Source organism: Thalassolituus sp. UBA675, assembly GCF_002297765.1.
GTDB lineage: Bacteria > Pseudomonadota > Gammaproteobacteria > Pseudomonadales > Oceanobacteraceae > Thalassolituus.
The window spans coordinates 83736-102688 of sequence record NZ_DBNJ01000012.1; the positions used below are offsets into that span (position 1 = coordinate 83736).

Sequence of the window (18953 nt, forward strand, 5' to 3'; positions counted from 1 at the left end):
ATAGTGCTTTATCAGGCACTTGATATGGATAACTAAGATGAAGATCTATCTTGCGGGTCCGGAAGTCTTTTTCCCTGACGCGGATGAGCTCGGGGCCCGCAAGAAGCAGATCTGCGAAAAGTACGGTTTTACCGGCCTGTTTCCCCTCGATACACAGATTGCACCGGCCGCAACGGCCTCGGCAACCGGGTTCCTGATCAGCCATGAAAATGAACAACTGATCCGGGCCTGCGATCTGGTGATCGCCAACCTCACGCCTTTTCGAGGCGCCAGTGCCGACGTTGGTACCGTCTATGAAATCGGCCTTGCTCGCGGCCTTGGCAAACCAATCCACGGCTACACTAATGACCCGGAGCTATACCACTCCCGTCTGAACGCTCTGTTTGGAAGCGGGACGGAACAGCCACAAGGTCAACTCTGTGACCGCGACGGCCTGAAGATCGAAGAGTTCGACCTGCGCGACAATCTTATGATTGATGGTGGTATCCATGCCAGCGGCGGACACTTTATCGCGGCACAAAAAAAGGCCGCCATCACAGAGACAGCGGCCTTTGAGAAAATCCTGATCAGGCTCAGCCGTTAAGCTTCACCCCGGACATTCTGCGCACCAGAACATAGAAGAGCGGGATAAAGAAGATCGCCAGTACAGTTGCGGCAACCACCCCACCAAACACCCCGGTACCAATCGCATGACGTGCACCTGAACCCGCGCCGGAGCTGAGCATCAGTGGTGTCACACCCAGACCAAAGGCCATCGATGTCATCAGGATCGGACGTAGACGCATACGGGTGGCATCAAGCGTTGCCTGAAGCAGTGTTTTACCCTGATCTTCCAGCGCTTTGGCAAACTCAACGATCAGAATCGCGTTCTTAGACGACAGACCAATGGTCGTCAGCAGGCCTACCTGGAAGAAGACGTCATTACCCAGTCCACGGAAATTAGCCGCAGCAACCGCACCAATAACACCCAGAGGCACAACCAGCATCACAGAGAACGGAATCGACCAGCTTTCATAAAGTGCCGCCAGGCACAGGAAGACTACCAGCAACGACAAGGCATACAGTAGTGGCGCCTGGTTACCGGCCTCAGCTTCCTGATAGGAAAGCCCGGTCCACTCGAAACCAAACCCGTCCGGCAACTGCGAGGCAATTTCTTCCATTGCCGCCATGGCATCACCGGTACTGAAACCTGGCGAAGCTGAGCCCTGAATATTTATCGACGGCACGCCGTTATAGCGTTGCAGCTGCTGTGCACCGTAGGTCCAGTTCCCTTCAGAGAAGCTTGAGAACGGTACCATTTCACCGCTGGTATTACGTACATACCAGTCGGTAATGTCATCCGGCAGCATGCGGTATGGTGCATCCGCCTGAACGTACACACGCTTGATCTGACCGCGGTCGAGGAAGTCATTCACATAACTCGAACCCCAGGCAACGGCCATGGTGCTGTTAATTTCAGAGACTGGGATACCCATCGCCAGCGCTTTCTGGTGATCCACTTTCAGGTCAAACTGAGGCGCATCAGGCAGACCACTGTATCGTACCTGATTCATTTTCTCGTGTTGATTGGCCTGGCCAAGTACCTGATAAGTCGCTCCCATCAGCGCTTCGTGCCCCATACCACTGCGATCCTGTAGCTGGAAGTTAAAACCGCTGGCCACACCAAGTGCAGGAATCGCTGGCGGGTTGATCGCGAATACAAAGGCTTCACGGATTTGAGAGAAAGCCCCCCATGCACGACCAACCACAGCCTGAACACCGTCTTTTTCAAGATCACGCTCATCCCAATCTTTAAGACGGATAAAGGCGATACCTGAGTTCTGACCACGACCTGAGAAGCTGAAACCAGCGGCCGCGAACATTGACTGCACAGCGTCTGATTCATTATCGAGGAAGTGATCTTCAATCTTCTTCAACACCTCAATCGTCTGCTCCTGTGACGAACCCACCGGCAACTGAACCAGCGCGATCAAGATGCCCTGATCTTCTTCGGGTAAGAACGCACTTGGCAGACGCATAAAGGCAAAGATCAGCACGCCAACAATCAGCACATACATCACCACATAACGAACCCAGTGGCGGATGGTGCTATCAACGCGATTACGATAGCCGTTCGTTGCTTTCTCAAACGTGCGGTTAAACCAGCCAAAGAAACCTCTTTTGGTCTGATGATCACCGTCGTGAGGTTTGAGCATAGTGGCACACAGTGCCGGCGTCAGAATCAATGCCACCAACACCGACAACACCATGGCCGACACGATAGTGATCGAGAATTGCTGATAAATTGCACCTGTCGAACCAGGGAAGAAGGCCATCGGAATAAATACAGCAGACAACACCAGGGCAATACCGACGAGAGCACCGGTAATTTCACCCATCGACTTGCGGGTTGCCTCAACGGGCCCAAGGCCCTCTTCAGCCATGATCCGCTCGACGTTTTCCACCACTACAATGGCGTCATCTACCAGAAGACCAATCGCCAGCACCATACCAAACATGGTCAGGGTGTTTACTGAGAAACCAAAGGCATAAAGAACCGCAAAGGTACCCAGCAGAACCACGGGCACTGCAATAGTAGGGATCAGTGTTGCACGGAAGTTCTGCAGGAACAGGTACATCACCAGGAAGACCAGTGCGATCCCTTCAAACAGAGTTTTCACAACCTCGGTAATAGAGATCTCAACAAATGGGGTCGTATCGTACGGGTAACTGACATTGAGGCTGTCCGGGAAAAACTCCTGCAGTTCAGCCAGACGCTCTTTTACCAGTTTTGCCGTGTCGAGCGCGTTTGCGCCAGATGCCAATGTGACGGCTAGACCAGCGGCCGGCTTACGGTTAAAGCGACCACTGATTTCATACGACTCAGAACCGAGTTCAATACGGGCAACGTCAGACAGCGTGACGCGCGAACCATCAGGTGTCACTTTCAGAAGAATCCGCCCAAACTCTTCTGGCGTTTCCAGAAGCGTCTGCACAACAATCGACGCATTCAATTGCTGGCCTTCAACAGCCGGCGTACCACCTAACTGACCACCAGCCACCTGATTATTCTGCACCTGAATCGCAGAGGTTACGTCGTTAGGCGTCAGGCTGTACTCATTCAGTTTGTTCGGATCCAGCCAGACACGCATTGCATACTGAGAGCCGAACAAGCGCGTATTACCCACGCCTTCAACACGGGCAATTGAGTCCTGAACATTTGCACCGATAAAGTCTGCGATATCAGAGCGCGTCATGCTGCCGTCTTCAGAAGTGAAACCAATCACCATCAGGAAGGTATCCGACGACTTAGCTACGCGTACACCCTGCTGCTGAACCGCCTGAGGCAGGCGTGGCGTCGCCATCTGCAGTTTATTCTGAACCTGAACCTGGGCGATGTCAGGATCAGTCCCAGCAGCAAAGGTCAGTGTGATCGACGCGTTACCCGATGAGTCACTGCTGGCCGACATGTAAAGCAGATTGTCGATACCGTTCATCTGCTCTTCAATCACCTGCGTCACAGAGTTCTCAACGGCTTTCGAAGACGCACCCGGATAGGTCGCAGTAATCTGAACTTCGGGTGGCGCCACCTGTGGATATTGCTCCACAGGCAGGTTGATGATCGACAGGGTACCCGCCAGCATCAGAATGATGGCGATTACCCAGGCGAAAATCGGGCGATCAATAAAGAAACGAGCCATAAATTATCAACCCTCAGCTGACGATTGTGCAGATGTTTTTTCAGCGTTGACGTCTACTGGCGTCACCGGTATCCCAGGGCCAATTTTCTGCAGGCCGTCGACAATTAGCTTATCTCCAGCCTTCAGACCAGACTTAATTAACCAGCTACCGCCCACGGCTTTCTCAGTTTTCACCGTGCGCTTCTCAACGATATTGTTCTCACCAATCACCAGCGCAGTGGCAGAACCGTTAGGCTGACGGGAAATGCCTTTCTGAGGAACGACAATGGCATTTTCACGCTCGCCCTGAGGCAGACGCGCACGAACAAACATGCCCGGCAGCAACGCACCATCAGGATTTGGAATCAAAGCGCGCAGAGCGACAGTACCTGTCTGTTCATCCACTGCGTATTCAGAAAACTGCAGAGTGCCTTTGTGTGGGTACACGGTACCGTCAGGGAGAGCCAGCTCGACGGTTGCCTGATCTTTACCGGTTGTGATCAGTTCGCCACTGGCCATCGCCGCACGCAGACTGCGTAGCTCTTCATAAGACTGAGTTAAGTCCACATAAATTGGGTCAAGCTGGCGGATCGTCACCAGCGCTGCTGCCTGATTCGCGGTGACCAGAGCACCTGCGGTCAGTGACGAACGACCGATACGACCGTTAATCGGCGCCTTGATCGTAGTGTATTCAACATTGATTCGAGCCGTATCCAGACGCGCCTGAGCAGCCGCCACCTGAGCTTCAGTGACAGCAAGATTCGCGTTGGCATCCTCCAGCTCCTGCTGGCTGACAGCCTCGGACTTACTCAGTTTGTCGTAACGGCCATCAGTAAGCTTCGCCAGTTCCCGGTTCGCTTGCGCATTCGCCAGGTCGGCTTCAGCACTGGCCAGTGCTGCCTGGTAAAGCTTGTCGTCCAATTGATATAGAGGCTGACCCGCCTTTACCCGATCCCCTTCCTTGAACAGGCGCTCTTCAATAATGCCTGTTACCTGCGGACGAACTTCAGCAACCTGATAAGGCGTTGTCCGGCCCGGCAACTCGTTCACCAGGGTAAACGGCTGTGCAGTCACTTCCACATATCCAGCCTGAGGCGGCGGCATCTGCCCACCACCGGCGGCTTGTTGGCCAGACTGCTCACCACAGGCAGCCAGAATAAATGAAACCGTCAGCGCAGCTGCTGGTAAACGGAATGATGTACGCATGAGTAACCTCAGTCTGGTGGTACTTTAAAGGGCACAATATACATACATGCACGAATGTATGTATAGTGTGAAACAGTGAGTTGTCATTCGTAGTACAGTGAGCCCGCCATGCCCCGCCGCACCAAAGAAGAAGCCCTACAGACCCGCGAGACGCTCATCGAAGCGGCGGAGGTAGTCTTCCACCGGAAGGGCGTTTCAGCATCCTCATTAAACGACATCGCGAAAGAAGCGGGTGTGACACGCGGTGCCGTCTACTGGCATTTCAAAAACAAACACGACATTTTCCAGGCCATCGTCGATCGTCTATTGGCTCCACTCGATGCCTTACACGACCAGATAGAAGACCCTTCGGAGCCTGATCCACTCAGCCGTTTCCGCGAGTTACTTGAATACCTTACTCTAGAAATCGCCCGTGATCCACGGCGCCGCCGCGGGTTTGAAATAGCATTTCTGAAATGCGAGCAGACCGAGGCCAATGCGGTGCTGAACGAGCGTCATCGCCAGAACTATCTGGATGGGTCAGAACGGATAAGAAAAGCTTTGGAAGCAGCCGTAAACAAAGGGCAGCTTCCGGCGGATCTGGACATTGAGCGCGGCGTTGCACACCTTCATATTCAGCTCACCGGAATTATCTACCTCTGGCTGGTACTGCCAGACGTAATCGATTTTAAGAAAGAAGCCCTCCACATGATCGACAGCTTCTTTTTGACGATTAAGCAGAATTTTGGCTCTCACTCCCAAGGCGACAATGAAAGCCAATAAGGGATTCAGGCTTTAGCGGCTGAAGCACTCTTCAGATACACCCAGGCAAAAAAGACCATAAACACGGCGTCGTTCAAGCCATAGATACTGTAGAAAATCCCCGCAAAGAGATCCTGCTCGTACACCGCCTGCAAATTATCTCTACTGAACCATGTCAGCCAGCAAACAACGTAGACCAGTTTTTCAACTGCAAAGGCTCCTGCGATCCAACGCAAATTGCCCGGTGTAAAAGCGGCCCCCAAATACGCCAGCCCCCAGACCATGATCATGATCAGACCGAAAGACGACATAACCACAGGGTCGGCTTCCATTAAGGCTGTATTCGTCAGGCCCTTTGAAAAAATAAGAACACCACTGATGTTAGCAATGGCAGCGGCGATAAAGCCTTGCTTAACCAACGAAGGATTCAACATTTAATTATTCCTGACGTTCCTTCAGTTTTTCTTGTGCGCGTTGCATCAATTTTATGCCCCACTCCTGACCAACCATCATGGATTCCTGCATGATCAGCGGCTGCACTTTGATCATTTTCTGACCTACATCTGACTGCAGAAACTTCAGCTGTGCATCGACATCCGCCTGAGTGAGGTGCTTCTGATAGATCGGGATCACCATATTTTCCAGCTCGTCGCCATCGACCTGGCTTGCAAATTCCTCCCAGAAAGCCTCAGGTGCATCCGGCACCATACGCTTCATGGAAGGTATCATCTGCTCCATCATCTGCGTGGCCATATTACCCGCGCCGGTTACCTGAAGAAGCTCTTTAACGCTCTCACTGCTGGGGGCCTCTGCCCACGAAGTCGCAGAAATAATGAACATCAGGCCCGTGAGAAAAGTTAACTTAATTGGTTTCATGCGATAGTACTTCAACAAATGAAGGCCTATGCTAATCCCATTGCGGAGCAAAGTCAGGGTCAATTTTACGGTCGCCCCGATCAAGCTTGCCGATTGCGATCATGTCTTCAGCATCAAGCTGTAAACCGTGACTGTTGAAGTTATCTTTCAGGTGATCTTTATTGGTCGATGCAGGAATGGTGATCAAACCGTTCTGTAACTGCCATGAAATGGCAACGTTTGCCGGCGTGACACCGTGCTTCCTGGCAATACGAACGATTTCTGGGTCAGAGAGAACCTCACCCACGTAGAATGGGTTATAGCCCGTGACCTTAATATCATTAGAAGCACAGAATGCGCGCAAATCATGGTTCTGAAGATACGGTTGTACTTCCACCTGATTCACATACAACTCGCCTGCCGGAAGAATACGCAGTGCATCTTTTAGCTGAGCGATAGTAAAGTTTGATACACCGATGTGCTTTGTCAGCCCCTGCTGCTTCGCTTTTAAAAGCTCGCTCAGGTACTCATCCATTGGTGCATTATCTTCTGGCGATGGCCAGTGAATCAGTAAAAGATCCACGTAATCCACAGACAGTTTTTCAAGGCTTTCCTTCACACTGGGTATAAATCCGGTCCGGTTCAGATGACTGTTCCAGACCTTAGTCGTCAGAAAGAACTCGTCACGCTCTAATTCAAAATCAGCGAGTGCGGAACCCACTTCAGATTCGTTATCGTAAATCTGAGCGGTGTCGATGTGGCGGAACCCCACATCAAGAGCGTCAGTAACTGCCTGATACGCGGTTTCGCCCTTCAGACGAAAAGTGCCCAACCCCAGAGAAGGAATATTTTTCATTACGCTACCTCATTATTAAAAACACAATAAGTCCGATAACGGAGAGGCTCCTAAGTTCGCAACATCTGTAAATGAGGCATAAAAAAAACCGGCCCTCGTGAGGCCGGTTTTAATTGCTCCCCGGTAAGGTCGCAATGTTCTTAAATACATAGTGAACAGCGTGAGCTTCTAGAGCTTGAGTAAATTGAAAGCTGAGGGCAGTTCAGTCACGGCGCTGGTTTCGATGCTCTGCAATCTGTTCGATGATTGAACGAGGCGTGAGCTTCGACGTGTAGTTCACCTACACGAGAAACCAGCAACAAAGAATGAACAACCTCAGGCAGCAATGAAATCGACGACTGAGGCAGGCTGATCAAGGCGTATTGAGCGACGCTTAGTTCACCTAAGCTAGCGAGATACAACAAAGAGCAGCCAACTTCAGTGGGCGATTTTTACATCATGCCGCCCATACCGCCCATTCCACCCATACCACCCATGTCAGGGGCAGCAGGCGCATCCTGAGGAATCTCAGCAACCATGGCTTCGGTGGTGATCATCAGACCTGCCACAGAGGCTGCTGCCTGCAGAGATGAACGGGTCACTTTCGCTGGGTCAAGAATACCCATTTCGATCATATCGCCGTATTCACCGGTGGATGCATTGAAACCGAATGAACCTTCACCGGCTTTTACTTTATCAACAACGACTGAGCCTTCAGCACCGGCGTTACCAGCGATCTGACGGATCGGAGCTTCCATCGCGCGCAGGGCCAGAGCAATACCCACGTTCTGGTCTTCGTTATCACCTTCGACGGTGATTCCGGTCAGAGCGCGAACCAGAGCAACACCACCACCAGCGACGACGCCTTCTTCAACCGCAGCACGGGTCGCGTGCAGAGCATCATCTACGCGGTCTTTCTTCTCTTTCATTTCAACTTCAGAGCCTGCACCGACTTTAATAACGGCTACACCGCCAGCCAGTTTCGCAACACGCTCCTGCAGCTTTTCTTTGTCGTAATCAGAGGTAGAGGCTTCCATCTCAGCACGGATCTGCTCAACACGGGCAGTCACGTCCTGCTGTGAACCAGCGCCGTCAACAACGACTGTGTTTTCTTTGCTGATAACAACGCGCTTGGCAGTACCCAGCATATCCAGAGTGGTTGTCTCGAGCGACATGCCCACTTCTTCAGAGATCACCTGACCACCGGTCAGCACTGCGATGTCCTGAAGCATGGCTTTACGGCGATCACCGAAGCCTGGTGCTTTCACTGCAGCCACTTTGAAGGTGCCGCGCAGGTTGTTCACAACCAGAGTTGCCAGCGCCTGACCTTCAACGTCTTCTGCAATGATCAGCAGCGGACGGCCAGATTTCGCAACGTTCTCAAGAACCGGAATCAGTTCCTGCAGGTTATCAATCTTCTTATCGACCAGCAGCAGAAGAGGGTTATCCAACTCAGCAACCATCTTTTCCTGGTTGTTGATGAAGTATGGAGACAGGTAACCGCGGTCGAACTGCATACCTTCAACAACGTCCAGCTCGTCAGTCAGGCCTTTGCCTTCTTCAACGGTGATCACGCCTTCTTTGCCGACTTTCTCCATCGCTTCGGCGATGATACGACCAACAGTTTCATCAGAGTTTGCGGAGATAGTACCTACCTGAGCAATGGCTTTGCTGTCTTCACATGGTTTTGCCTGAGCTTTCAGCGCTTCAACAACGGCTGCTGTTGCCTTATCGATACCGCGCTTCAGGTCCATTGGGTTCATGCCAGCAGCAACCGCTTTCAGACCTTCGTTAACAATCGCCTGCGCCAGTACGGTCGCGGTGGTTGTACCGTCACCCGCCTGATCGTTCGCTTGCGAAGCAACCTCTTTTACCATCTGGGCACCCATGTTTTCGAACTTATCTTCCAGTTCGATCTCACGTGCTACAGATACGCCGTCTTTTGTAATGGTCGGGCCACCAAAAGCCTTATCCAGAACGACGTTACGGCCTTTAGGACCCAGTGTTACTTTTACTGCGTCAGCCAGAATATTTACGCCGTCGAGCATTTTTGAACGGGCGTCATTACCAAACTTAACTTCTTTTGCTGCCATGGTAGTTTCCTTAAAATTCGTTGATTTGAAGTATCAGAAGACGGATAACAATTAGTCTTCGATTACACCGTAGATTTCGCTTTCGTTGAGAATCAGCAGTTCTTCGCCGTCTACAGTGATTGTGTTGGAACCTGAATACTTACCAAACACAACGATATCCCCTACGTTTACAGCCAGAGCCTGCACATCACCGTTATCCAGAACTCGGCCATTACCGACGGCTACCACTTCACCCTGATTCGGCTTCTCAGCCGCAGCGCCCGGCAGCAGGATGCCACCAGCAGTGGTTTGCTCTTCTTCCTTGCGACGAACTACGACGCGATCGTGTAAAGGACGGATTTTCATTTGAAGTTCTCTCCAATGTATATGCAAATAAGTTGCGTGTTATGAAACCCCGCTGTCAGCGTGCTCGCTGATCAGGCGGCCCCAAAATCTGTGTGGTTTTCTTTATTGGGGTGGTGATCTGGTTTTCAACACCCCGAAATGAAATTTTTTACTCTTGTCACTTTTCGATCTTCACGCTTCAGTCTTCGCGTTTATAGTCGCCCTCAATCACATCGCCACCAACCCGGCCATCCCGCTGAGGTCGTTGTGATTGCTGACGCTGATTGAACGGCTCCTGAGTGCCGGGCTGCTCGAATGGATTCATTACCTGAGGTTTGAATCGCTTCATGATCGACTGCGCCATCACTCCACGCACACCGGGAAGCAGAAGACTGAAGCCAAAGGCATCAGTAATGAATCCGGGAGTCAATAAAAGTGCACCGGCGAGCGCTAATAAGAAACCTTCAGCCAATTCCTGCGCCGGCAGGCTACCCTGCCGCATACGTTCACTGGCACGCATCAATGTGGCGAGACCCTGAGCACGCAATAGAGTGACACCGACCAGAGCGGTGAGAAGAATCAGAGCGAACGTCCACAGTATGCCGATGGCACTGCCAACTTTGATCAGGACGGCCAACTCGGCCATAGGAACAAGAATAAATATAAAGAGTAAAGGCACGTATAACTCCCGTAAGCTTTGCTATCTGAAATGGGGGCCAATCTTCTGAATACAACCCCAGCGGGACTGAAGCACAAGTCCGAGGATGGCCCATAAGTGTCACGATTGCCCGTAATTTGTCTTCTTTTGCCCTACTATTTGATACCTACACAACGGATAGTGCCCGCGTCAGATAATAATTGGAGTAAAAAAATGGCAACTGAACATTTCGACGTATTGATTGCAGGCGCGGGACTCTCCGGGATCGGGGTAGCTTGTCACCTGACAAAAAAGTGCCCTGATAAGTCATTTGCCATTCTGGAAGCCCGCGACGCCATTGGCGGCACCTGGGATCTGTTCCGCTACCCTGGAATCCGCTCTGATTCCGATATGTTTACACTGGGCTACCGCTTTAAGCCCTGGACCAGCGATAAGGGCATCGCCGACGGCGGTGACATCCGCCAGTACATACGTGATGCTGCGACTGAAAATAAAGTCGATGAGAAAATCCGCTTTAAGCACAAAGTTAAGAATGCCGACTGGAACAGCCGTGAAAAACTCTGGACTGTGACCTCGGACGTTGACGGCGAAACCCGCACCTATACGGCCAAGTACCTGGTCGGTTGTACCGGTTATTACGATTACGATGAAGGCTTCACGCCAGAATTTGCAGGACGTGAAGACTTCAAAGGTCAGGTGATTCATCCGCAGTTCTGGCCGGAAGATCTCGACTACACCGGTAAGAAAGTCGTGGTGATCGGTTCAGGTGCAACGGCGGTTACATTAATCCCGTCTATGTCACGCGAAGTTGAAAGCATTACTATGCTACAGCGCTCGCCAACCTACATCGTGCCAGTACCGAGCAAAGACAAACTCGCTATCCGCCTGCGTAAGTTCCTGCCTGAGAGTTTCGTATACAGCATCATCCGTAGCCGTAACATCATGCTAACCATGGCGTTCTACAACTACTGCAAGCGTTTCCCGCAGAAAGCCCGTGACTTCATTTTCAATTTCAACAAGAAGATTCTGCCGAAAGACTTCGACATGTCGCACTTCACTCCGAAGTACAACCCATGGGATGAGCGTTTGTGTGCCGTTCCCGGCGGCGACCTGTACAAGGCCATTCACAAGGGCAAAGCAGACGTTGTGACAGACCACATCGATAAGTTCGTCGACAATGGTATCCTGCTGAAATCAGGTAAAACGCTGGAAGCCGACATCATCATTACCGCTACCGGTCTGAAAGTTGTTGTGCTTGGTAAAATCAACGTCACTATGGATGGGCAGCCGTTCGATGTCACGGACAAGATGAGCTACCGTGGTGTGATGTTCGAGGGCATCCCGAACGCCGCCATGGTATTTGGTTATACCAACTCATCATGGACGCTCAAAGCCGATCTGATTGCTGATTACTTCTGTCGTGTTGTGAACTACATGGATGATAAGGGCTACGACGAAGTTATTCCGGTCAACCATGATCCGGGTATGGCAAAGAAATCCTTTATCGACCTCACATCAGGTTATATCTCCCGGGTAAAAGATCAGCTACCGAAGCAAGGCACCAAAGGCGCCTGGAAGCTGCATCAGAACTACTTCCGTGATTGGCTGTCTCTCCGTGCCAGCCGAATTACCGCAAAAGAGCTTCAGTACGGTAAGAAGTAAGCTCTATCGCTCTGCTTGTCCGGGCACCCGCCCGGGCAAAGCGGACAGAGCTGCCAGTACCTGCAAGGGACACTGGCTAGCCGCTATACTCTCAGGGCATTCAGCCGCCCCAGGAGCTTCCCATGAACATTCACGGACACACAATTGCAATCACTGGCGCAGGTCAGGGACTCGGCCGGACCATGGCTGTCGAACTCGCCAAGAAAGGCGCCCGCCTCGCTATTATTGATCTCAACCCTGAGCCGATGCAGGAAACACAACGCCTGATCAGTGCCCTGGGAGGGGAAGCTCGCTTATACGAATGCAATGTCGCCGATGAAGATTCCGTCGTCTCCACCTTCAATACGATTAACACCGACTTCGGTGGGATTCACGGCCTGATCAACAACGCTGGCATCCTACGCGACGGGCTCTTCGTTAAATCAAAGAACGACGAAATTACAACCATGAGCCTGGCCAACTGGCAAATGGTGATCGACGTTAACCTTACCGGTGTTTTTCTGTGTGGGCGGGAAGCCGCCAGCCATATGGTGCGTAACAAAGAGCCCGGCTGCCTGATCAATATATCCAGTATCAGTCGCGCAGGTAACGTTGGCCAGACCAACTACTCTGCCGCCAAGGCTGGTGTTGCTGCAATGGCCGTTACCTGGGCAAAAGAGCTGGCGCGCTACAACATACGTGCGAACGCAATTGCACCCGGCTTTATCTCAACAGAAATGACCTCCGGTATGCGCCCGGAAACACTGGAGATGATCTGCTCTGGCATTCCGGCGTCACGTATGGGGACGCCTGAAGAAATTGCTCATGCCGTCGTTTTCCTGCTCGAGAATGAATACGTTTCCGGCCGGGTCATTGAAGTCGATGGTGCATTACGTATCTGAGTCTATGCCCGAAGAGATCCAGACACCTTCTGATGAAGAGAAGCTATACATTGCCTTGAGCAGCGTGCCGGCTGGGCGGGTCATTGCCTATGGAGAGCTTGCCCGGTTGGCCGGGCTTCCCGGCCGTGCCCGCTGGGTCGGACGCACCCTGTCGCAACTCCCTGAGGAATCAGCGCTGCCATGGCACCGGGTAATCAATGCCAACCGAAGAATAAGCCTGCCTAGTGGCTCCCCAGGCTATGCAGAACAACGGCAGCGCCTGCTCTCAGAAGGCATTCTTTTCTCTCCTGCGGGAACAATCGACAGGAAATACCTCCTGACCTGAATGCACAACTGCAACGTGCATGACGTTAAAACACCCTCTCATGGACTGGTTGGCAAAATAGAACCCACCCGACTCCTACGTACGTAACACCTTCACTGAAGAACAAAAACTATCAATTACGAATTTTTAATTGTTTTTATCTATAAAAAAACAGAACCGTGTTTAATGCTTATAAATGATAGTGAGTACAAACTAATAAACAGAAGCGGACACCGCTATAACAATACCGGCCAGCACTATCATCCCAGCAGTGACGGGGCTTTTAGAGCCACAGAGCACTCTATTCTGTCCCCGGTTCAGGACGAGTTTCTCGACATGTGTCAATTAAGTACGGATTTATGTCGGTCAATCACCTTTCCCCCTAGCTTTATTTCAGACAAATTACAAACCACCAGCCGCAAGGCACCCTTGAACAACGAGGGCCTGCTACCGACATAAGCCGTTCAGCAAGCCGACTCATACGATAACAACAGGTGTGACTATGTCTCAGACTAACGAATATTTTGACCTTCTAATCATCGGCGCAGGCCTGTCAGGCATTGGGGCTGGTTGCCACATGAAGAAAGAATGTCCGGGAAAAAGCTTCGCCATTCTGGAAGGCCGTCAGGCAATTGGTGGCACCTGGGACCTGTTCCGCTACCCTGGTATCCGTTCAGACTCTGACATGTACACTCTGGGCTATGAATTCAAACCATGGGTAAACAAAAAAGGCATCGCTGATGGCGACGACATCCGTAACTACATCCGCGAAGCTGCTCAGGAAAATAAAGTAGAAGAGCACATCCGCTTTGGCCACAAAGTGATCGGCGCTGACTACTCGAGCAGTGAATCACTGTGGACAGTCACGGTAGAAGTTGATGGCGAGACACGTACCTATCGCTCACAGTTCCTGCTGAGCTGTACTGGTTACTACAACTACAACGAAGGTTTCACGCCTGACTTCGAAGGTCGTGATGACTTCAAAGGCCAGATTCTTCACCCACAATTCTGGCCTGAAGACCTGGATTACGAAGGCAAAAACGTACTCGTAATCGGCTCTGGTGCAACGGCGGTTACTCTGGTGCCGGCGATGACCGACAAGGCTAAGAGCGTTACCATGCTGCAGCGTTCGCCGTCTTACGTGATTTCTGTACCGCAGATGGACCCTATGATTAACTTCATGCGTAAAATCATGCCTGAAAAGTGGGTCTACAAAATCACACGCGGTCGTAATGTGACTATCACCCTGGCTATCTACAATTTCTGTAAGAAATTCCCGGGGCTGGCTCGTAAGCTTCTGCAGAAGCAGGTATCCAGCCAACTGCCTAAAGACTTCGATATGTCGCACTTTACGCCTAAGTACAATCCTTGGGATGAGCGTCTGTGCGCTGTGCCAAATGGCGATATGTTCAAAGCAATCAAGGCCGGTAAAGCCAACGTCGTTACCGATCACATTGATCGTTTCGTCGAGAACGGTATTCTGCTGAAGTCCGGCAAAGTACAGGAAGCGGACATCATCGTAACGGCGACAGGCCTGAAAATTCAGTTGCTCGGCAACATGAACCTGACGATGGATGGTCAGGAAATTCCAATGCCAGAGAAGATGAGCTACCGCGGCGTGATGTTCGAAGACATCCCGAACTTCGGTATGATTTTCGGTTACACCAACGCATCCTGGACACTGAAAGCCGACATGCTGTCTAAATGGTTCTGTGGTCTGATGAAGCACATGGATCACATTGGCGCCCGTGAAGCTAAGCCTGTGAACCACCACGGTAAAATGGAAACGCGTCCATTTGTAGACATGCAGTCTGGTTACATCGCGCGTATGGCCCACACTCTGCCTCGTCAGGGCATGGAAAAGCCATGGAAGCTTTACCAGAACTACTTCGCAGATATGGCAGCCCTGAAAACGGCTAACTACGATGAAGAAACCATCGAATATGGCAACAGAATAGAAACGACTGAACCGCGACCTGCGTGATCATCCTCTGTTACTGATGAAAAGAGCCCACTCTCAACGAGTGGGCCCGTATCGACCTACGTCGCGGTCAGTTAACTTTAAACTGGTCGACTTTATTGCCCAGCGATTCAGCGATTGAACGGGTCTTGGCAACGGCCTGAACCGTACCTTCTGCATTGCGCGACGTTTCTTCACCCGTACTGCGGATCTCACTAAGATTTGTGCGCAAGCGCGTCGCCGCCTCGCGCTGCTGTCCAGCGGTACCCGCAATCCGGTCAGTACGCTGCTGAATATCGCCCATGCTCTGTTGAATTTCTGCCAGAGTGTCACTGACTTGTACCGAATTTTTCACGGTTGCATCCACCATGTCGCGGTTGACGCGCATGGTGTCGACTGCTTTCACAATGTTTTCCTGAACATCGCTGATCAAGGTTTCAATCTCCTGAGCGGACCCCTGAGTTCGGCTCGCCAGTGTCCTCACTTCATCCGCGACCACAGCAAACCCACGGCCTTGCTCTCCAGCCCGAGCAGCTTCAATAGCAGCATTCAGAGCCAATAGATTGGTTTGTTCCGCAATACCTTTAATCGTTTCAAGGATAGAGCTGATGCTGGTCGAGTTTTCGGCCAGGCGGTTTACAGCCGCCATCGAATTTTCCATTTCGTCAGACAGACGGCCGACCTCGCCCATGACGCGTGTCACAACCTTGCCTGCTTCGTCGGATTTGCCCTGTCCTGAGCGGGCTGCCTCTTCGGCTTCTTCTGCAAGACGGCTGACATCAGCCGCACTCTCAGCAACCTCTTCAATGGTGGTGCTAACCTCGTTCGTCTGCGCTAACTGCACGGTGACTGCCTCGCGACTGCGGTCTGCGATGGATTCAACTTCAGATACATTGCTGCCCACCTCAGATGCAGAATCTTTGACCGCGGTCAGAGTCTGACGAATATTATCGATCATCTGATTAAAGGCATCCCGCAACTGCCCCATTTCATCACTGCCAACCACTTCAATCCGCCGGGTGAAGTCACCCTCTGCGACCACGCCCGCAGTTTTGGTAAAGCTTTTGATCGTCGCCCGAACAGACATAAAGAACGAGAGGTACAGGTAAACAATAATAGAGAGTGTTACGAGCAGCACAGTAACGAGTGTGGTGACCCGGGTGGTCTGGCCAGCCAGTCGCTCTTCAAGTCGGGTCTGAAGCAGAGGGAATGCATTACCACGCATGTTATCGAAAACGGACGATGCCTCAAGATAGTAATTATGGAAATCCTGCCAGGGCCGCTCAATAGAGGCAGCCATAATGACCTGTTCATCCAGGGTCATTCTCAGGTCATTCAGAAATGCCAGGACATTACGTGCATTATCGGCAAGTGCCGCATCACCCGTCACTTCAGCGTTAGCCATAACCAACTCTGTTCCCTGCTCAGCCGCCAGAATCTCATCATAAATAAGATTCATAAGATCGTAAGTCGATGACTGTAGATACTGCTCAGCAAAGGCATAAATACCTGCGGAGTGGCCAAGACCAGCAGCTTTCTCGACCTGAGGGAGATCAATCAGCAAGGTAGACGTCAGACGTTGGATAGTGTCATCAGAGTCCAATGTAAGCCCGGACGTCTGCGCATACTGGCGGGCGGTCAGATAGATCTCTTCGATGTTCGTCTGGAAGTAATTAAATTGATCAAGAAAAGCCGGTTGGCGTTGCTCACCAACGATACTGAAACGTCCCAGGTATTGAGAGCGCCACTCTTCGATAGTGGTGATCAGGTTATCGTCATCAAGTTGGTCGATCAGCGTATTGGTTTTTTGCGGCAGCAAACCAATCAAGCGCGTCGCCTCATCTCTTAGCGCCTGATCACTCTGAATCACCGCCGCTGCAGAAATGTCGCGAACATTTTCAAGCTCTTTGGCAAAAGCGAGCAACAATTCAACAGAATAAACAGCGTTAATCTCACGCTCAGTTTTCTTCATGGAGTCGAATGCGGCCAGAAAGACCTGGCCGCTGAGGATTACGAGAGGCACCAGAAACAGGAAACTGATGAGGCTGAACTTTGAGGCATAGCTTAAACGCCCCATAAACTTGATACCCGGAAGCATCAGTGACCTGAACATATGTACAATCTCCGCTAAAACATCACATCAAGAGCTGCCGCATATCCTCCAGATAACTCACGAGTTTCTGGCTGAAGCGCGCTGCTTCAGCCCCGTCGATCACCCGATGGTCGTATGAAAGCGACAGAGGCAACATCAAGCGAGGAACAAATTCAGATCCATTCCAGACGGGTTTCATTTCAGACCGTGACAGGCCCAGAATGGCAACCTCTGGCGGATTAACAATCGGTGTAAATGCAGTACCACCGATTCCGCCCAGACTGGAAAGACTGAAGCAACCTCCCTGCATGTCCTTTAAGGATAGTTTACCTTCACGGGCCAGGCTGGCCTTATTGCCCAGTTCTTGTGTAATTTCTGTAACCGACTTCTGATCGACATCACGAATTACAGGGACCAGCAGTCCTTTCGGTGTATCTACCGCAACGCCAATATGAACGTACCCCTTCATAATCAGCGATTCACCGTCCGGTGCGAGCGACGAGTTGAAGGTAGGAAACTCTTTCAGTAGTTTCGCGATGGCTTTTAGTACGAAAGGAACAATCGAGTAGCGCACGTCTCCGTTGGCGTTCTGTTCCTTACGGAAAGCCTCCAGCCCCGTGATATCAGCGTGGTCAAACTGAGTTACCTGAGGCACGTTCAACCAGGCCGTCGTCATCGAGCGTGCTGTAGCTCGCTTAATGTTGTTCAGAGCCTCTGTAGTTACCGGGCCAAACTGCGAGAAGTCCACCTCTGGGACTGCTGGGATGCCTGTTCCGCCTGCGCTTGCAGGACCGTTCACACGCTCTTTAACAAAGGCCTGAACATCCTCCTTAAGAACACGCCCTTTAGGGCCAGAGCCCGCAACTAACGCCAGATCGACACCAAATTCCCGTGCCACCTTACGGACCGCAGGGCCAGCATGAACCTGCTTCGAAGGCGATGCCGCAACGGCCGACATCGCCGGTGCAGCGTTGCTCTTAGCTGGCGTAGCTTGAGAAGCCGTTGACGCAGGTGCAGACTCCGGTTTCTTATCCTTGCTTTCGCTAGAGCTGGCGGGTGCTGGCTTGCTTTCCTGCTTAGCAGTGGCAGCGGTTTTTACCACCACCATAGGATCACCTTCGCTGACCTTATCGCCCATCTTAATCAGAATTTCTTCGACCGTACCGGCAACTCCAGCAGGAATTTCCATGCTGGCTTTATCGGTTTCGAGCGTGATCACTGACTGCTCTTCATCAACCTCTTCACCAACGCGAACAGACACTTCGATCACTTCGACGTCTTTAGATCCTCCCAGGTCAGGGATAGGGATGGTTTTGCTCTCACCGCTTCCAGCAGCTTCTTTACTCTCGGCAGGTTCATCAGAAGTCTCTGCTTCAGACGCAGTGTCAGCATTACTGTCGCTGTCGTCGCCATCTGAACTTTGAGCACTGCTGTCACCTGACGAAGCACTGTCCAGTTCCAGAAAATCGTCTCCCTGGCTGACTTTATCACCGACCTTCACCAGCACACCGGTTACTGTGCCCTCTTCTTCAGCCGGAATTTCCATCGTAGCTTTGTCTGTTTCAAGGACAATCAGAGCCTGCTCTTTCTCGACGCTGTCCCCATCACTGACCAGTACCTCGATAACTTCGACGTTGCTGGAACCACCCAAGTCAGGAATTTTCAATGTTGTCATCGGTTCCT

Annotated in this window: 16 protein-coding genes; 6 read left to right on the forward strand and 10 right to left on the reverse strand. The window is 51.6% G+C overall.

Annotated elements, in window-relative coordinates:
* The first annotated feature begins 37 nt into the window (after window positions 1-37).
* Complete coding sequence (locus B3007_RS06105) at window positions 38-583, forward strand: nucleoside 2-deoxyribosyltransferase (protein WP_301378038.1); 546 nt, start codon at window positions 38-40, stop codon at window positions 581-583.
* Here B3007_RS06105 and B3007_RS06110 read toward each other — a convergent pair.
* Both B3007_RS06110 and B3007_RS06115 read right to left on the reverse strand, forming a co-directional pair.
* Entirely contained in the window at window positions 573-3680 is a 3108-nt protein-coding gene (locus B3007_RS06110; RefSeq protein ID WP_301378037.1) for an efflux RND transporter permease subunit, read from the reverse strand. The two genes, B3007_RS06105 and B3007_RS06110, sit on opposite strands and share 11 nt — an antisense overlap.
* Before the next feature lie 6 nt (window positions 3681-3686).
* Window positions 3687-4865 (reverse strand): efflux RND transporter periplasmic adaptor subunit, encoded by a 1179-nt coding sequence (locus tag B3007_RS06115; RefSeq protein ID WP_301378036.1) that lies wholly within the window; start codon window positions 4863-4865, stop codon window positions 3687-3689.
* A gap of 108 nt (window positions 4866-4973) precedes the next feature.
* Here B3007_RS06115 and B3007_RS06120 point away from each other — a divergent pair, with 108 nt between their 5' ends.
* Complete coding sequence (locus tag B3007_RS06120; RefSeq protein WP_068438414.1) at window positions 4974-5627, forward strand: TetR family transcriptional regulator; 654 nt, start codon at window positions 4974-4976, stop codon at window positions 5625-5627.
* 5 nt (window positions 5628-5632) lie between these two features.
* On the opposite strand, the gene B3007_RS06125 is transcribed toward B3007_RS06120, so the two are convergent.
* The 6 genes from B3007_RS06125 to B3007_RS06150 all read right to left on the reverse strand — a co-directional run bounded on the left by B3007_RS06125 (window position 5633) and on the right by B3007_RS06150 (window position 10392).
* Window positions 5633-6040, reverse strand: a complete 408-nt coding sequence (locus B3007_RS06125) for a hypothetical protein (RefSeq protein ID WP_297534015.1) — start codon at window positions 6038-6040, stop codon at window positions 5633-5635.
* A gap of 4 nt (window positions 6041-6044) precedes the next feature.
* Complete coding sequence (locus B3007_RS06130; protein WP_068438418.1) at window positions 6045-6482, reverse strand: DUF2059 domain-containing protein; 438 nt, start codon at window positions 6480-6482, stop codon at window positions 6045-6047.
* A 31-nt stretch (window positions 6483-6513) separates the two neighbouring features.
* Complete coding sequence (gene dkgB / locus B3007_RS06135; RefSeq protein ID WP_297534014.1) at window positions 6514-7317, reverse strand: 2,5-didehydrogluconate reductase DkgB; 804 nt, start codon at window positions 7315-7317, stop codon at window positions 6514-6516.
* A 431-nt stretch (window positions 7318-7748) separates the two neighbouring features.
* Window positions 7749-9389, reverse strand: a complete 1641-nt coding sequence (groL, locus tag B3007_RS06140; RefSeq protein WP_068438424.1) for a chaperonin GroEL — start codon at window positions 9387-9389, stop codon at window positions 7749-7751.
* Window positions 9390-9440: 51 nt separating this feature from the next.
* The gene (locus tag B3007_RS06145; RefSeq protein WP_068438427.1) at window positions 9441-9734 is read right to left on the reverse strand and encodes a co-chaperone GroES; all 294 of its coding nucleotides are present in this window, start codon (window positions 9732-9734) and stop codon (window positions 9441-9443) included.
* 178 nt (window positions 9735-9912) lie between these two features.
* Window positions 9913-10392, reverse strand: coding sequence for an FxsA family protein (locus tag B3007_RS06150; protein ID WP_301378035.1), 480 nt, complete (start codon window positions 10390-10392; stop codon window positions 9913-9915).
* 192 nt (window positions 10393-10584) lie between these two features.
* Here B3007_RS06150 and B3007_RS06155 point away from each other — a divergent pair, with 192 nt between their 5' ends.
* The 4 genes from B3007_RS06155 (at window position 10585) to B3007_RS06170 (ending at window position 15202) form a co-directional block, all read left to right on the forward strand.
* On the forward strand, window positions 10585-12033 hold the full coding sequence (locus B3007_RS06155; protein WP_068438430.1) for a flavin-containing monooxygenase: 1449 nt from the start codon (window positions 10585-10587) through the stop codon (window positions 12031-12033).
* A gap of 122 nt (window positions 12034-12155) precedes the next feature.
* Window positions 12156-12914, forward strand: coding sequence for an SDR family oxidoreductase (locus tag B3007_RS06160; RefSeq protein ID WP_301378034.1), 759 nt, complete (start codon window positions 12156-12158; stop codon window positions 12912-12914).
* 4 nt (window positions 12915-12918) lie between these two features.
* Window positions 12919-13239, forward strand: coding sequence for an MGMT family protein (locus B3007_RS06165; protein WP_301391258.1), 321 nt, complete (start codon window positions 12919-12921; stop codon window positions 13237-13239).
* Window positions 13240-13720: 481 nt separating this feature from the next.
* Window positions 13721-15202, forward strand: coding sequence for a flavin-containing monooxygenase (locus tag B3007_RS06170; protein WP_301378032.1), 1482 nt, complete (start codon window positions 13721-13723; stop codon window positions 15200-15202).
* A 67-nt stretch (window positions 15203-15269) separates the two neighbouring features.
* On the opposite strand, the gene B3007_RS06175 is transcribed toward B3007_RS06170, so the two are convergent.
* Complete coding sequence (locus B3007_RS06175) at window positions 15270-17291, reverse strand: methyl-accepting chemotaxis protein (protein WP_297534011.1); 2022 nt, start codon at window positions 17289-17291, stop codon at window positions 15270-15272.
* A gap of 22 nt (window positions 17292-17313) precedes the next feature.
* Complete coding sequence (gene aceF, locus B3007_RS06180; RefSeq protein ID WP_068438442.1) at window positions 17314-18945, reverse strand: dihydrolipoyllysine-residue acetyltransferase; 1632 nt, start codon at window positions 18943-18945, stop codon at window positions 17314-17316.
* Window positions 18946-18953: the final 8 nt, after the last annotated feature.

Coding starts and splice junctions, on each gene's coding strand:
- B3007_RS06115 (WP_301378036.1), bottom strand. CDS start 4,865: ATGCGTACATCATTCCGTTTACCAGCAGCTGCGCTGACGGTTTCATTT.
- B3007_RS06155 (WP_068438430.1), top strand. CDS start 10,585: ATGGCAACTGAACATTTCGACGTATTGATTGCAGGCGCGGGACTCTCC.
- groL (WP_068438424.1), bottom strand. CDS start 9,389: ATGGCAGCAAAAGAAGTTAAGTTTGGTAATGACGCCCGTTCAAAAATG.
- B3007_RS06105 (WP_301378038.1), top strand. CDS start 38: ATGAAGATCTATCTTGCGGGTCCGGAAGTCTTTTTCCCTGACGCGGAT.
- B3007_RS06175 (WP_297534011.1), bottom strand. CDS start 17,291: ATGTTCAGGTCACTGATGCTTCCGGGTATCAAGTTTATGGGGCGTTTA.
- B3007_RS06125 (WP_297534015.1), bottom strand. CDS start 6,040: ATGTTGAATCCTTCGTTGGTTAAGCAAGGCTTTATCGCCGCTGCCATT.
- B3007_RS06120 (WP_068438414.1), top strand. CDS start 4,974: ATGCCCCGCCGCACCAAAGAAGAAGCCCTACAGACCCGCGAGACGCTC.
- B3007_RS06145 (WP_068438427.1), bottom strand. CDS start 9,734: ATGAAAATCCGTCCTTTACACGATCGCGTCGTAGTTCGTCGCAAGGAA.
- aceF (WP_068438442.1), bottom strand. CDS start 18,945: ATGACAACATTGAAAATTCCTGACTTGGGTGGTTCCAGCAACGTCGAA.
- B3007_RS06160 (WP_301378034.1), top strand. CDS start 12,156: ATGAACATTCACGGACACACAATTGCAATCACTGGCGCAGGTCAGGGA.
- B3007_RS06110 (WP_301378037.1), bottom strand. CDS start 3,680: ATGGCTCGTTTCTTTATTGATCGCCCGATTTTCGCCTGGGTAATCGCC.
- B3007_RS06165 (WP_301391258.1), top strand. CDS start 12,919: ATGCCCGAAGAGATCCAGACACCTTCTGATGAAGAGAAGCTATACATT.
- B3007_RS06130 (WP_068438418.1), bottom strand. CDS start 6,482: ATGAAACCAATTAAGTTAACTTTTCTCACGGGCCTGATGTTCATTATT.
- B3007_RS06170 (WP_301378032.1), top strand. CDS start 13,721: ATGTCTCAGACTAACGAATATTTTGACCTTCTAATCATCGGCGCAGGC.
- dkgB (WP_297534014.1), bottom strand. CDS start 7,317: ATGAAAAATATTCCTTCTCTGGGGTTGGGCACTTTTCGTCTGAAGGGC.